The 14904-nt window shown below is 64.6% G+C and carries 14 protein-coding genes; 3 read left to right on the top strand and 11 right to left on the bottom strand.

What is annotated here, in order from left to right:
- The first annotated feature begins 66 nt into the window (after window positions 1-66).
- Window positions 67-483 carry a VOC family protein gene (locus ACUN9Y_RS05745; protein ID WP_445459728.1) on the top strand — a complete coding sequence of 139 codons (417 nt, stop codon included), beginning with the start codon at window positions 67-69 and terminating at the stop codon, window positions 481-483.
- 29 nt (window positions 484-512) lie between these two features.
- Here the strand turns inward: ACUN9Y_RS05745 and recJ are convergent, their stop codons facing one another.
- From recJ to ffh, 11 genes are all read right to left on the bottom strand, one after another.
- On the bottom strand, window positions 513-2309 hold the full coding sequence (gene recJ, locus ACUN9Y_RS05750; RefSeq protein ID WP_445459729.1) for a single-stranded-DNA-specific exonuclease RecJ: 1797 nt from the start codon (window positions 2307-2309) through the stop codon (window positions 513-515).
- 239 nt (window positions 2310-2548) lie between these two features.
- Window positions 2549-3166 (bottom strand): glutathione S-transferase family protein, encoded by a 618-nt coding sequence (locus tag ACUN9Y_RS05755; RefSeq protein WP_445459730.1) that lies wholly within the window; start codon window positions 3164-3166, stop codon window positions 2549-2551.
- Window positions 3167-3274: 108 nt separating this feature from the next.
- Window positions 3275-4666, bottom strand: coding sequence for a threonine synthase (gene thrC, locus ACUN9Y_RS05760; protein WP_445459731.1), 1392 nt, complete (start codon window positions 4664-4666; stop codon window positions 3275-3277).
- A gap of 122 nt (window positions 4667-4788) precedes the next feature.
- A complete protein-coding gene (locus tag ACUN9Y_RS05765) occupies window positions 4789-6105 on the bottom strand; it encodes a homoserine dehydrogenase (RefSeq protein ID WP_445459788.1) in 1317 nt (438 codons plus the stop codon).
- A 253-nt stretch (window positions 6106-6358) separates the two neighbouring features.
- Window positions 6359-7096, bottom strand: a complete 738-nt coding sequence (locus tag ACUN9Y_RS05770; RefSeq protein WP_445459732.1) for a DsbC family protein — start codon at window positions 7094-7096, stop codon at window positions 6359-6361.
- A gap of 2 nt (window positions 7097-7098) precedes the next feature.
- Entirely contained in the window at window positions 7099-8016 is a 918-nt protein-coding gene (gene xerD / locus ACUN9Y_RS05775) for a site-specific tyrosine recombinase XerD (RefSeq protein WP_445459733.1), read from the bottom strand.
- A gap of 123 nt (window positions 8017-8139) precedes the next feature.
- Window positions 8140-8496: a 50S ribosomal protein L19 gene (rplS, locus tag ACUN9Y_RS05780; RefSeq protein ID WP_445459734.1), complete on the bottom strand. Its 357-nt coding sequence runs from the start codon at window positions 8494-8496 to the stop codon at window positions 8140-8142.
- A 112-nt stretch (window positions 8497-8608) separates the two neighbouring features.
- Window positions 8609-9418 carry a tRNA (guanosine(37)-N1)-methyltransferase TrmD gene (gene trmD, locus ACUN9Y_RS05785; RefSeq protein ID WP_445459735.1) on the bottom strand — a complete coding sequence of 270 codons (810 nt, stop codon included), beginning with the start codon at window positions 9416-9418 and terminating at the stop codon, window positions 8609-8611.
- 44 nt (window positions 9419-9462) lie between these two features.
- Window positions 9463-10032, bottom strand: a complete 570-nt coding sequence (gene rimM / locus ACUN9Y_RS05790) for a ribosome maturation factor RimM (RefSeq protein WP_445459736.1) — start codon at window positions 10030-10032, stop codon at window positions 9463-9465.
- 225 nt (window positions 10033-10257) lie between these two features.
- Window positions 10258-10506: a 30S ribosomal protein S16 gene (rpsP, locus tag ACUN9Y_RS05795; protein ID WP_445459737.1), complete on the bottom strand. Its 249-nt coding sequence runs from the start codon at window positions 10504-10506 to the stop codon at window positions 10258-10260.
- Window positions 10507-10914: 408 nt separating this feature from the next.
- Complete coding sequence (ffh, locus tag ACUN9Y_RS05800; RefSeq protein WP_445459738.1) at window positions 10915-12333, bottom strand: signal recognition particle protein; 1419 nt, start codon at window positions 12331-12333, stop codon at window positions 10915-10917.
- A gap of 244 nt (window positions 12334-12577) precedes the next feature.
- On the opposite strand from ffh, the gene ACUN9Y_RS05805 reads away from it, so the two are divergent.
- Both ACUN9Y_RS05805 and ACUN9Y_RS05810 read left to right on the top strand, forming a co-directional pair.
- Window positions 12578-13378, top strand: coding sequence for a cytochrome C assembly family protein (locus tag ACUN9Y_RS05805; protein ID WP_445459739.1), 801 nt, complete (start codon window positions 12578-12580; stop codon window positions 13376-13378).
- A 75-nt stretch (window positions 13379-13453) separates the two neighbouring features.
- The gene (locus ACUN9Y_RS05810) at window positions 13454-14740 is read left to right on the top strand and encodes an HlyC/CorC family transporter (protein ID WP_445459740.1); all 1287 of its coding nucleotides are present in this window, start codon (window positions 13454-13456) and stop codon (window positions 14738-14740) included.
- Window positions 14741-14904 lie beyond the last annotated feature (164 nt).

Below are 14904 nucleotides of genomic sequence, written 5' to 3' on the forward strand. Positions count from 1 at the left end.
CTTCTCGCGCTCGCCGCGAGAAGCCGGCCGCGCCCAGCCACCGCCCACCGGGTACAGGAGACGGACATGCCCCGCCTCAACGCCGTACTGGAAACCGCCCTCTACGTCGCCGACATGCCCCGCGCCCGCGCCTTCTTCGAGGAAGCCCTCGGCCTGTCGCCGTTCACCGCCGACCACCGCTTCACCGCCTACACGGTGGGCCCTTCGGTGCTATTGCTGTTCCTCGAAGGCGAAACCACCGAGACGGTGATACTGCCGGGGCAGATGGGCACGATTCCGCCCCACGATGGCAGTGGACGCGTGCACATGGCCTTCGCCATCGATGCGGCCGACCTCGCCGGCTGGGAGCAGACCCTCGATGCCCATGGCACCAGCATCGAAGGGCGTACCCACTGGCCCAAGGGCGGAGAAAGTCTCTACTTCAGAGACCCCGACGGCCATCTGCTGGAGCTGGCAACGCCGGGGGTCTGGCCGAATTATTGACGGGCTAGCGGGACGCTTCGGGCGCCGGGTTAAACCACCTCCGCGTGCTCGACCATCAGCTGCAGGCTCTCGCGGCCTCGAAAGCGATTTCGGTTGAGCTTGAAGGCGCAGCGAAGCGTGGCGCCTTCACCGAAGCTCGGCATGTCTCCCGGCGTCAGGGCGCGAAACCAGATCGCCTTGAGCGTCAGTCCCTGGCGCGACAGCTCCATCATCAGGTGGCTGCCATCGCCCACCGGCTTGACGCGTTCTACCAGGAACTCACCTTCAAATAGCGGTGCATCGAACTCACGCCCATACGGGCCGAGCAACTCGAGCTCGGCCAGGGTCTCCAGGCGCAGCTCGGTCGACGTCAGCTCACCGTCGGTATAGATCCGCGGGGCGAGGTGCACGCCTTCAAGCTGCTCGCCCACCGCCTGGGTCAGGGCGCGACGAAATTCCTCGAGGCGATCCAGCGGCACCCCCACGCCGGCAGCCCCGCGGTGACCGCCGAAGCGTGGCAGGGTCTCGGGGGCAAGCTCGAAGGCACGCTGCAAGGCGTCGCGCAGGTGCAGCGCCTCGATGGAACGGCCGGACCCCGTCAGCATGCCCGCCTCTGCCGCGGGGGTCAGCACCAGGGTCGGGCGACCATAGGCCTGCACCAGGCGCGAGGCCACGATGCCCTGTACGCCGGGATGCCCATCGCTCAAATAGACGATGATGATCGGCGCATCCGAGGCCAACGCCTCCGCGGCCAGGCCCTTGGCGACCTCGGTCATGTCGGCCTCGATGGCCTTGCGCGACTGGTTGTCGGCATCGAGTACCTCGAGGTGTTGCCTGGCCACGCTATCATCGCCGGCCAGCATGTAGTGCAGGGCCGCATAGGGATCATCGAGCCGCGAGCGAGCATTGATCCGGGGTCCCATCTGAAACCCCAGGGTCTCGGCGTTGAACGGCACGCTGTCGGCACCGAGGCGCTCGGCCATGGCCCGCCAGCAGGGCTCGCCCATGCGATTGATCAACGTCAGGCCGTGGCGCACCACGGCACGGTTGATGGCGCTCGCCCCGAGCGAGACGCAGTCGGCCACCGTGCCCAGCGCCACGTAGGACAGCCACGCCGAGAGCTTGGGCGTCGAGGGCGCTACCACCGCCTGCTGGATCAACACCTGGCGGGTCAGCGACATCAGAAGCCACGCCACCATGCAGCCGGCGATGGTGGCATCCGGGTAGTCACAGTCCTGGCGCGTCGGGTTGACGGTGGCATAGGCGGAGGGAGGCGGTCCTTCGATCGGCAGCGCGTGGTGGTCGCTGACCACCACGTCGATACCGGCGGCCTTGAGCCGAGCGATACGCGGCTCGTCAGAGGAGCCGCAGTCGGCGGTGATGACCAGCGTCGGCCTGGGGCCGAGCTTCAACGTGCGCTCCACCAACGGCAGGCTGATGCCATAGCCATCCTGGATGCGATGGCCGATCAGGCTATGCAGGCGAGACTCGGGGACGCCGAACAACTCGCACAGGGTGCGCCGAATCACCACATGGGAGGTGATGCCATCGACGTCATAGTCGGTGAGGATGCCAATGTGCTCGCCTTCGGCCACCGCCTGGGCGATCCGCTCCGCCGCTCGCACACCATCGGCCAGGCGCTCGGGATGAGCCAACGAGCGCAGACTGGGGTCCACCAGTGGTGCTATCTCACCGTCGTAATCGGCCAGACGCCCTGCCAGAATCCGCGCTTGAAGCTCGGATAGCCCGCTCTCAAGGGCGCGGCGATAGAGGGACTGATTGCGGCTTCGCGTCACGATCAAGGGGCGGGCGGTCGCAGGGGACAACCGCTCGGGGGCGTGTGGCATGGGGTCTCTTTCCTACGGGGCTTACCCCGAACAGCGAAAACGGCAGGAGCAGGGACGTCGGGATCGACACCGCTCATCGAGTCCTCGGGCGCCGGCATCAGACCGACAGGAGGTTCCGACAGGAGGTTTCGACACGACATCAGCACAGGGAGCGACCCTTCGGGTCGTGGCGATTGGCATCGTCGGCAACGCGCGGCCGGCTTGCCCTGTCGCGGCAAGCCGGCCGACGCTCACCGGGCTCAGGTCAGCGGTATCATCACGTGCTCGCGAAAGCCCGGACGCTGCGTAAGACGCTCGTACCAGGCGGCCAGGTGCGGCAACTCGGGGCGCTCGATGTCCATGCCAAACCAGCCGTACGCGTAGCAGCCGAGCGGAATATCACCGACACCGAAGCTCTCGCCGGACAGCCACGCCTGACGGCCGAGAGCATCGTCCAGCACTACCAGGTGCTTGGCGCAAGCCACACGGCCTGCCTCCATGGCCGCCTCGTCCCGGGTCGCGTCGGTGGCCCGAATCTTGTTCAGAAACACCGCGCGGAAGGGGTTGGCCAGGGTCGTCAACGCCCAGTCCATCCACCTGTCGCTGCGGGCCATATTCGCGGCGCTATCGCTGCCGAGTTTGCCCTGGCCGTACTCGGCGACCAGATAGCGGACGATGGCATTGGACTCCCACAGCACCAGGTCGCCGTCTTCCAGACAGGGGATCAGGCCGTTGGGGTTCTTGGCCAGGTAATCGGGGTTGTCGAGACCGCCGAAGGGGCCCCCCATGTCGACTCGTTCGAGCTCGATGCCCAACTCAGCCGCACACCACATCACCTTCTTGACGTTGATCGAGTTGTTTCGTCCCAGCAAACGCATGAGGCTACTCCCTTCGTGATGAACCAGGGGCGACAGTGTCGCCCTCCCTGACCGTGCGGGTCGCGATGGCGATGGCGATGGCGACACTCCCGCTTGTCCCCGATCACGCTAACCGCGACGCTGCTCGGCGACGAAGCGCTGCACCGCTTCGAGTTTAGCCGGCAGCACGGTGTAGCGTTCCTCGCGCTCGATCAGATCGTCCATATGCGGCGGCAGCGGCACACCCGGGAAGCCAGCCTTCACCACCGCCTCGGCAAACTTGGCCGGATGGGCGGTGGCAAGCGTGATCACCGGCGTCGCCGCATCCAACCGCTCGCGCTCCGCGGCGCGATAGCCGGTCGCGGTATGCGGGTCGAGGATTTCCTGGGTGCGGTGGTGGGCCTCGCGAATCACCTCGAGGATGGTGACATCATCGACGCTGTGGCTGGCAAACAGCTCGCGCAGACGAGACAGCGGTGCCTCGGCCAGCACGGCGGGTTGTTGCTGGAAGCGACTCAGCAGGTCGTCGACCGCCGCACCGTCACGCTCATAGGCTTCGAACAGCAGGCGCTCGAAGTTGGACGACACCACGATGTCCATCGACGGCGCCAGGGTCGCCTGCAACTCCTGCTTGGAGAAGTCGTTGTCGGCCAGCGTCCGGTGCAGAATGTCGTTGGCATTGGTGGCGATGATGAACTGCTTGACCGGCAGCCCCATGCGATAGGCCACGTAGCCGGCGAAGACGTTGCCGAAATTCGCCGAGGGGACGCAGAAGCTGACCTCACGCCGCGGGCTGCCCAAGGCGACGGCGGACGCCACGTAGTAGACCACCTGGGCCATGATCCGCGCCCAGTTGATCGAGTTTACCGCCACCAGGCGCGTGCCGTTCAGGAAGCTTTGATCGGCGAAGCTCGCCTTGACCATCGCCTGGGCGTCATCGAAATTGCCTTCGATGGCGACATTGAAGACGTTGTCCGCCAGCACCGTGGTCATCTGCCGCCGCTGCACCTCGGATACTCGGTTGTGCGGGTGGAGGATGAAGATATCGAGGTTGTCACAGTGACGACAGCCCTCTATCGCCGCCGACCCGGTATCCCCCGAGGTGGCCCCCATGATCACCGCACGCTCACCACGCTTCTGGAGGAAGTGGTCGAGGATGCGACCGAGCAGCTGCAGAGCGACATCCTTGAACGCCAGCGTCGGGCCGTGGAACAGCTCGAGCAGGTAATGGTTGGCATCGAGCTGATTGAGCGGCACCACGGCGTCGTGGCTGAACGTCGCATAGGCCTCGGTAACCAGGCGACGAAAGGTGTCGTCGTCGATCTCACCGCCGACGAAAGGCTTCATCACGCGAAAGGCGATCTCGGCATAGGAAAGCCCGGCCATATCGGCCAGATCGTCGCTTGTGAGCTGCGGAAACGACTCCGGTACATAGAGGCCGCCGTCGGAGGCCATGCCGGTGAGCACGACGTCTTCGAAGGAGAGTGCGGGCGCGCGCCCACGGGTGCTGATGTAGCGCATCTTGAGGTTCCTTGCCGAGACCTTGGGTGTCACGGCCTGAGTATCCAGCGAAACGGGACAGCCGCGGCACAGCGCGGCCTGGAGCGACGGCTGCAGGCCGCGGTGCCACTGTCCCGCACACGTCAGTCCTGTTCGTCGAGCGCTTCCACGCGGATGCGCGTCACGGAGCCGGCGATATCGGCCAGCGATTCGATGCGACGAATGGCCTCGTTCATGTTCTTCTCGAGGGTGCGGTGCGTCAGGATGATGATCGGCACCAGTTCGCCTTCGGTGGCTTCCTTCTGGATCAGCGCCTCGATGGAGATGCTCTCTTCGGACAGAATGGTGGCGACCCGAGCCAGCACCCCCGGACGGTCCACCGCCAGCAGGCGCAGGTAGTACGCCGTGGTGATGTCTTCCATGGGCATGATCGGCAGCGTCTCGCAGTCCTCATCGACGCCGCAGAAGGCCAGGTACGGGGTGCGATAGCGATGCTCGGTGGAAATATCACGCGCCACATCGAGCAGGTCGGCCACCACCGCTGAGGCGGTCGGCTCGGCGCCGGCGCCGGCGCCGTAGTAAAGGGTCGGGCCGACGGCGTCGCCCATCACCGCGATGGCGTTCTTGACCCCATGGACGCTGGCCAGCAGACGCTCCTTGGGAATCAGTGTCGGATGCACGCGCAGCTCAAGCCCGGCATCGGTGCGCTTGGAAATCCCCAGGTGCTTGATGATATAGCCCAGGTTATCGGCCTGCTCGACGTCTTCGGCGGTGACGCGAGAGATGCCCTCGGTATAGGCCTTCTCGAACTGCAGCGGCACGCCATAGGCGATGGAAGCCAGGATGGTCAGCTTATGCGCCGCATCGATGCCTTCGACGTCGAAGGTCGGGTCGGATTCGGCGTAACCCAGCGCCTGGGCTTCGGCCAGGACGTCTTCGAAGGCACGGCCTTCATCGCGCATGTGGGTCAGGATGTAGTTGCCGGTGCCGTTGATGATACCGGCCACCCAGCTGATACGGTTGGCGCCGAGGCCTTCACGCAACGACTTGATGACCGGGATGCCGCCTGCCACTGCGGCCTCGAAGGCGACGATGACGCCCTTCTTGTGCGCCGCCTGGAAGATCTCGTTGCCGTGCACCGCGATCAGCGCCTTGTTGGCCGTGACCACGTGCTTTCCATGGTCGATGGCGGTCAGCACCAGGTCCCGGGCCACGTCATACCCGCCGATCAGCTCGACCACCACGTCGACATTGGGGTTGGTCGCCACCTCGAACACATCATGGGTGGTGTTAATGCCGGTGATGTCGCACTCGGGGTTGAGGCTGCGATAGGCGACCTGCTCGATCGCGATGGGGCGGCCGGCACGGCGCGCAATATCATCGGCGTTGCGCATCAGCACATTGAAGGTGCCGCCGCCGACGGTTCCCAGACCACAGATTCCCACTCTCACCGGTTTCAAAGTCATTCTCCCTCGTTGCATCCGACCACCGCCAACGGGCGGTGGGTGTCTCAGCGATTGATCGCCGCTCCTTGGCGGAGCGGCCTGTTGTGTCGTCGACGGTCGTTGCCGTCCTTGCAAAGTCGGGACTGCGGCTCGGCCACCCCGTGGCGGCCTGCGCATCGGGCCGCACGGGACGCGCCCGACGCCGGACCAGGCTCCACCCGGCGAGCGCTTGTGTTCAGCGCTCGCTCAGCCCTGGGTCAGCCCTGGCTCAGCCATCGATGCCGAGCATCGTGGCGAGGCGCTCGGCCGGTACATAGCCCGGCACCAGGGTGCCATCCGGCAGGATGATGGCGGGCGTCCCCTGAACGCCCACCTCAAGACCCAGATGATACTGCCGCTCTACCGGATTGTCGCAGCTTGCGGCGCTACTCGGAACCTCTCCGCGCTTGGCCGCACTCATGGCCTCGCTCGGATTCTCGGCACACCACACCTGCTGCAGCTCACGAGCCCCCTCGCTCTGCATGCCGCCCCGGGGGAAGGCCAGATAGTTGACCTGGATACCCAGCTCGTTAAGGCGCGGCACTTCCTCATGCAACTTGCGGCAATAGGGGCAGGTGCTATCGGTGAAGACACTGATCACGGCCTTGGGCTCGTCGGCGCCACGAAACACGATCTGCTCGTCCATGGGCACGGCGGCCACGCGCTCGGCGCGGGTCTCGTTGCGGCGCTGCTCACTCACGTTGACCAGGCCGTCGTCAGCGTTCTCGTAGAGATCGCCTACCACGAAGTGGCTACCATCGGCGTTGGTGTAGAAGGTTTCACCGGTTTCGAGGCGAACCTCGTAGAGGCCTTCCATGGGGGTATCCAGGACCTCCGTGACAGGCATCTTCTGGCCGTTGACCTCCAGCTCATTGAGGGAGGCTGGCGGCGCCGCCTGGGCCACGCTGGAAACGATCAGGCCGGTGGCCAGGGAGAGTGCCGTCAGGGCAGGAAAAGTGCGAATCATGATTAGCCTCGAGGATGATGGTCGGCGTGCAGGGCTTCGAGTCGCGCCTGTGCCACGTGGGTATAGATCTGCGTGGTCGAGAGGTCAGTGTGACCCAGGAGCATCTGTACGACACGCAAGTTAGCCCCATGATTCAACAAATGGGTAGCAAAGGCGTGTCTCAGGGTATGCGGCGACAGCGGGCGATCGATGCCGGCGACCTGGGCATGGCGCTTTATCCGGTGCCAGAACGTCTGACGCGTCATGCATGCATCGCGGCGCCCGGGGAACAGCGCCGGACGGCTGATATCGTTCATCAGCGCCCCACGGCCCTCGCGCAGGTAGCGGGTCACCCAGTAGGCGGCCTCCTCCCCCAACGGCACCAGCCGATCCTTGTCGCCCTTGCCCCGGACTCGCACCACGCCCTGACGCAGATTGACGGCATCGGTGGTCAACCCGACCAACTCGCTGACCCTGAGGCCGGCGCCGTACAAGACCTCCAGCATGGCACGGTCGCGCATGCCGAGGGCAGTGTCCAGCGCCGGCGCCGCCAGCAGGCGCTCGACCTCATCTTCGTCCAGGGTGTTGGGCAACGCCGGACGCACCCGCGGCAGCTTCACGCAGGCCAAGGGGTCGGCGTCGAGCAGCGACTCCCCAAGCGCCCAGCGATAGAAACGCCGAAGGCTGGCCAGCAGGCGAGCATTGCTGCGCAACTGGTAACCCGCTTCACGCCGCTCGTCGAGCCACTCGGGCAATACCGCCCCCCCGGCCGACAGCAGACCGCCGCCAGCGGCCAAGAGGCGCACCGCCCAGGCGGTCAGGTCATGCCGATAGGCGCTGAGGGTATGGTCACTGGCGCCCTGCTCGAGCCAGAGATGATCGAGAAAGGCGTCGATCAGCCCGGCATCGGCCGGGCCGGGCTCGGGCTTTACGTCACTCATCGAACCTCCACCACCAAGCGGCGAGCTATCACGAAAACCAAACACCCCGTCCCGCAGAGCGGTGACGGGGTGTCAGGTGGCGAGGAGCGTTGCTCCTCGCCCGAACTGGCAAAGGCTGTCGCCTTAGGCCAGCTTTTCCTTGATGCGAGCCGACTTGCCGCTGCGCTCGCGGAGGTAGTACAGCTTGGCCTGACGTACGTCACCGCGACGCTTGACGCTGATGGAGTCGACCAGCGGGCTGTAGGTCTGGAAGGTACGCTCGACGCCAACACCGTGGGAAATCTTACGCACGGTGAAAGCGGAGTTCAGGCCGCGGTTACGCTTGCCGATAACCACACCTTCGAAGGCCTGCAGACGCTCGCGGGTGCCTTCCTTGACCTTGACCTGAACGATGATGGTGTCGCCCGGTGCGAAGTTCGGCACCTCTTTGGTCATCTGCTCGGTCTCGAGCGCCTGGATCACCTTGTTCTTGCTACTCATGTCGTCAAACTCCTGAAAACGTTGTGACTCACCGATCTGTCGGGGATGTCGGTGGGTCGTGATCCCGGCACTCGACACGCGAGTCCTCGGGTCTGTTGGTGACGCAGGTCCGCTAACGGTTCCCGCAAGCGTCGCTTGCCGGGCCACCAAAAGCGTCCTGCACCTCCGCCTCGTCGGCGTGTTCGTCGATAAACTCGTTCAGCAACGCCTGCTGCTCGGCGCTCAGCACCTTGCCGTCCAGCAGGTCCGGCCGCCTGAGCCAGGTGCGCCCCAGGGACTGCTTGGTCCGCCAACGGCGGATCTGTCCATGGTGGCCACTTAGCAGGACATCCGGTACCCGTCGCCCATCGACCACTTCCGGGCGCGTGTAGTGCGGACAGTCCAGCAGACCGTCGTTGAAGGAGTCCTCGACCGCGGAATCCTGATGCCCAAGCACTCCAGGCACCAACCTTGCCGCCGTGTCGATCAGCACCATGGCTGGCAGCTCACCGCCGCTCAACACATAGTCACCGATGGACCATTCCTCATCGATATCGGCCTCGACAACCCGTTCATCGATGCCTTCGTAGCGTCCTGCCACCACGATCAGCGGTGGCCCTGACGCCAGTTCCTGCGCTCCCTGCTGATCGAGCCTGCGCCCCTGGGGCGACAGGTAGATCACGCGCGGCCTCTGGCCCGTGGCCTCGACGGCACGCTCGCGGGCAGCGTGTATTGCGCTGCGTAGCGTCTCGACCTTCATCAGCATTCCCGGGCCACCGCCATAAGGGCGGTCGTCCACGGTGCGATGGCGGTCGCTGGCGTAGTCCCGGGGATTCCAGAACTCCAGGGTGACGTGGCCCCTGTCAACGGCTCTCCCGGTGACGCCGTGGCGAGTGATCGCCTCGAACATCTCGGGGAACAGTGACACCACCCCTATCCACACAGCGTCGCGCTCCTGCTTCCCGTCCTGCGTTTCAAGGTCCAGCCTCAAAACTCGGGGTCCCAGTCGACGCGCATTTCCCCCGCCTCCAGATCGACGCTCTTGATCACGTCGTTCGGCAGGTAGGGCAATAGACGTTCACGATCATCGGGGGCATCGCCACCCTTCACGACCATGACGTCGTTGGCACCGGTCTCGAACAGGTAGGCCAGGCGTCCTAAGGACACCCCTTCCAGCGTGATGACCTTGAGGCCTTCCAACTGGTACCAATAGTAGTCGCCACTCTCGAGCGCGGGCAGCTCGCCCTTGGGCAGCAGGATTTCCGCACCGGCCATGGCTTCGGCCGTATCGCGGCTATCGATGCCGTCCAATTGCGCAACCAAGCCCTTGCCCTGGCGACGTCCCTGTTGGAGACGATGGCGTGACAGTTTTCCGCCTTGGCGGATCACCCATTCGGCATAGTCGAGAATGCCTTCCATGGGCGAGGTGTAGGAAAACACCTTCATCCAGCCCTTGATGCCATAAGGACTGGTCAGCTTGCCCAACACGACGTAGTCGTCGGCCTGGCGATCGTCGGCCGATTGGCGCGAAGCGCTTTGGCTCATTGGCGATCCCATGAAGCTCTCCTGACGTTTCTGACGTTCACTCTCTATCGCTCTTGCTGGAACGCTGAAAAGTGAAGGAACCTTGCCTGAACTCGTCGCGATGCCTTGAGCGTCGCGCTGCACATCATGCCAGCACGTCAAGGCAGCCGTGGCAAACCGTGTCACACCTGACAAGCGTAAAACCTGACTCGACCCCCTGCGACCGGCATTGAGCCGTCGCGCCAAGGGTCATCCCGATCAGGCCTGCTTGCGGGCTTCCTTGACCAGCTCGGCGACGCGATCAGACAGCTGCGCGCCTTGCTCTTGCCAATGGCTGATGCGATCCAGGTCGACGCGCAGGCGCTCTTCCTGACCACGGGCCACCGGGTTGAAAAAGCCCAGGCGCTCGATGAAACGGCCGTCACGTGACTTGCGAGAGTCGGTCACGGTCAGGTGGTAGAAGGGACGCTTCTTGGCGCCACCACGTGCCAGACGAATGGTAACCATGCGTTGACTGTCCTTCGGTTGGATTTACGGAGTGAAACGGCGGCGAAACTCGCCCGCTGCCGGTGATACAGTCACGACAAGGGCCGCGAAAGACGCGGTCCTGCCAGTGAAGAGGCGATATTCTACGGAAAACCGCCCACATTGGGAACCTTTTTTGCCTTTCCTCGCCGCGCGAGGCACTTACATCGCGGCTTTCGTGCCACAAGCGCCTGATCGACAAGGAAGGATTCGGGCCACGGCCTAGCGCCGCGGCATGCCACCCGGGCCGCCCATACCACCGGGGCCACCCATGCCGCCGGGGCCACCCATGCCGCCGGGGCCACCCATGCCGCCGGGGCCCATCACCCGCGACTCACGCATCACTGGTCTTGTATCAGCGCATGCCGCCCGTCTTGCCCGGGCCACGGCCTAGCGCCGCGGCATGCCACCCGGGCCGCCCATACCACCGGGGCCACCCATGCCGCCGGGGCCGCCCATGCCGCCGGGGCCCATCATCCCCGACATGCCCCGCATCATCTTCTGCATACCGCCCTTCTTGCCTGCCTTCTTCATCATCTTCTGCATCTGCTTGTGCTGCTTGAGCAGGCGATTGAGATCGGGCACCTGAAGGCCGGCACCGGCGGCGATACGACGCTTGCGCGAACCGTTGATGATATCCGGCTGACGGCGCTCCTTGGGGGTCATCGAATTGATCAGCGACTCAAGCTTGCCGAGCTCCTTTTCGGGACCAGGGCCTTGCGCCATTTCGGCCATCTGCCCCATCCCCGGCAGCTTGCCGAGCAAGCCCCCCATGCCGCCCATGTTCTTCAGCTGCTGCAGCTGCTCGCGAAAGTCCTCGAGGTCGAACCCCTGGCCTTTCTTGACCTTCTTGGCGAGCTGTTCGGCCTTGCCCTTGTCGACGGTGCGTTCGGCTTCCTCGATCAGCGACAGCATGTCGCCCATGCCGAGGATCCGCGAGGCGACACGATCGGGGTGGAACGGCTCTAGTGCATCGACCTTTTCGCCGACACCCATGAACTTGATCGGCCGTCCGGTCACATGGCGCACCGACAGCGCGGCGCCACCGCGGGCGTCACCGTCGGTCTTGGTCAGAACGACACCGGTCAACGGCAGCGCCTCACCGAAGGCCCGCGCGGTGTTGGCGGCATCCTGGCCGGTCATGGCATCGACGACGAACAGCGTCTCCGACGGCGTGATCGCCGTATGCAACGCCTTGATCTCATCCATCATGGCTTCGTCGATGGCCAGACGCCCGGCCGTATCGACGATCACGACATCATGGAACTGGATCTTGGCATGCTTGATCGCCGCTTCGGCGATAGCCACCGGCTGCTGGTCGGAACGCGACGGGAAGAAGTCGACTTCGACTTCCTTGGCCAGGGTCTCGAGCTGGTCGATGGCCGCCGGACGGTAGACGTCGGCAGACACGACCAGCACCTTCTTCTTTTCCCGCTCACGCAGGTAGCGCGCCAGCTTCGCCACGGAGGTGGTCTTGCCCGCCCCCTGCAGGCCCGCCACCATCACCACGGAGGGAGTCCCCTTCAGCGCCAGGCCCTCATTGGCCTCGCCCATGGTGGCTTCCAGCTCCTGCTGGACGATCTTGACGAACTGCTGACCCGGCGACAGGCTCTTGGACACTTCCTGGCCCACCGCGCGCTCACGCACGCGTTCGATGAAGGCCTTGACCACCGGCAGGGCGACGTCGGCCTCGAGCAGGGCCTTGCGTACCTCGCGCAGGGTGTCCTTGATGTTGTCTTCGGTCAGGCGTGCCTGACCCTTGATCGACTTGAGCGTCTGCGACAGGCGCTCACTGAGATTCTGAAACATGGGCCTCTCCGAATGCGATGGCCGCAAGAAAGCCGCCATCGCGCTCCCTTGCCGTTGTTGGGCGAAAATTATACGCCTTGTAGCGACGAGTCTCCATGCGCGTGCCACGCGACACGTCGAGCCATCGACCGTGACCCCGCTCTGGCTGTCAGGCCCGCCGGGATTCGGTATAGTGTTTGGCCTCAGGGATGATCCTTGACCATTTTCTTATCAAGTCGCCACCCAGGCGTACGGACAGCTCACGATGCAGGCGTTACCTCTGGCCCTGTTGGCCTTCGTCTTCTATCTCGCGGCCGCTTCCTGGCAGGGCCTGACCCTGCTGCGACGCGTAGCGCCGCGTGACCTGCTGGTGCGCGGCTTCGGCACCCTCGCCGTGGCGCTGCACCTGGTGGTGGCCGGCGGCCTGCTGGGGCTCGAGGGGTCGCTGCTTCCCGGCTTTTCCACCAGTGCGGTGCTGGTCACGGCACTGGCCGTCGTCATGCTGCTCGGTACCAGCTTGTTCAAGCCAGTGCTGAACATCGCCACGGCGCTCTTCCCCTTCGCTGGTGTGGTGCTACTGCTCGGCATCGAAATGCCGACGCCCACCGGCGACGACGGCATGACGCCGGGCATTGCCCTGCATGCGGTCAGCTCCGCCCTGGCCTTCGCCGTTCTGGCCATCGCCGCCATTCAAGCGGCACTGGTCGGCGTGCAGAACCAGGCGCTGCGCCACCACAAGATTCGCGGCGTGGTCCAGTCGCTGCCGCCGCTGACCACCATGGAACGGGTCCTGTTCGAGATGATCTGGGTCGGCATGGGCTTCTTGACGCTCTCGATCGCCAGCGGCTTCGTCTTCCTCGAGGACATGTTCGCCCAGCATCTGGTCCACAAGACGGTGCTGTCACTGCTGGCCTGGCTGACCTTCGCCACCCTGCTGCTGTGCCACCACCGGTTAGGCTGGCGCGGCATGCGCGCGGTGCGCTGGACACTCGGCGGCTATATCGTGCTGCTGCTGGCCTACTTTGGTAGCAAGTTTGTCCTCGAGGTACTGTTGGCGCACAACTAGGCCAGACGTTGCCTTGACACACTACCAGCGACCCCCTACAACTCGTGGCTTACCCGTGACCAAGGACCCAACGTCTTGAACGACGACTTTCCCGTGGGAATGCTGTTCGGCCTGCTGCTGCTGCTCATCGCCCTGTCGGCTTTCTTCTCCAGCTCCGAAACCGGCATGATGTCGATCAACCGCTACCGTCTCAGCCACCAGGCCGGCAGCGGACAAGGCAGCGCCAAACGTGTCATGCGCTTGCTCGCGCGCCCCGACCGTCTGATCGGCGTTATCCTGATCGGCAACAACTTCGTCAACAACCTCGCGGCGTCCATCGCCACGATCATCGCGATCCACTTTTTCGGCGATGTCAGCGGTCCGGCGATCGCCACCGCCATCCTCACCATCGTGGTGCTCATCTTCGCCGAGGTGACGCCCAAGACCTTCGCCGCGGTAAAACCCGAGCGCATCGCCTATCCGGCCTCGATGATCCTCGAGCCGCTGCTCAAGTTGCTCTACCCCCTGGTGTGGGTGGTCAACATCATTTCCAACGGGCTGCTACGCCTGCTTGGCGTCAAGAACATCGACGGCGGCGGCGACAACCTCACCCGCGATGAGTTACGCACCATCGTCCATGAAGCCGGCACGCTGATTCCTCACCGCCACCAGGCAATGCTGTTGTCGATCCTGGACCTAGAGAACGTCACGGTGAACGACATCATGGTGCCCCGCCACGAGGTGGTCGGCATCGATCTCGACGATGACCTCGAGGACATCCTGACCCAGATCCGCACCAGCCAGCACACCCGCATGCCCGTGTTCAAGGGCGACATCAACAGCATCATCGGCATGTTGCACCTGCGCAATGCGGCGCGCTTCCTGTCCCGCGACGAGGTGACCAAGGCGGCGATCGTGCAGGAAGCCCGGGAGCCCTATTTCATTCCCGAGTCGACGCCGCTGCACACTCAGCTGCTCAACTTCCAGAAGCAGAAGCGTCGTATCGGCATCGTGGTGGATGAATATGGCGACGTCGAAGGGCTGGTGACCCTGGAAGACATCCTCGAGGAGATCGTCGGCGAGTTCACCACCGACGTTGCCGACCAGGAACAGGACGTGCTGCGCCAGAGCGACGGCACCCATGTCATCGACGGCACCGCCAACATCCGCGAGATCAACAAGTCACTCGGCTGGCACCTGCCCACCGACGGCCCCAAGACCCTCAACGGGCTGATCCTGGAGCACCTGGAAGCCTTCCCCGACGGCCAGGCCTGCCTGCAGATCGGCGTCATCCGCATGGAGATCCTCGACGTGCGCGACAACCTGATCACCTCGGTATGCTGCTGGCCGGCGACTCAGCGCCCTCAGGCCGAGGCGTCCTGACGGCCCCACCCCGCTTTGAAGACAACGCCGGGCAAAGCAAAGCGCCCGGCCATACTCAGAGCCCAGCACGAAAGAGGGCCGGCAATGATTGCCGGCCCTCTTTCGTGCAAACCCTGGGCGGCGTGCAGCCCCTGGGTAGGCGCGTCAACGACGCGTGGTAACAG

This window comes from Halomonas sp. V046 (assembly GCF_052645355.1).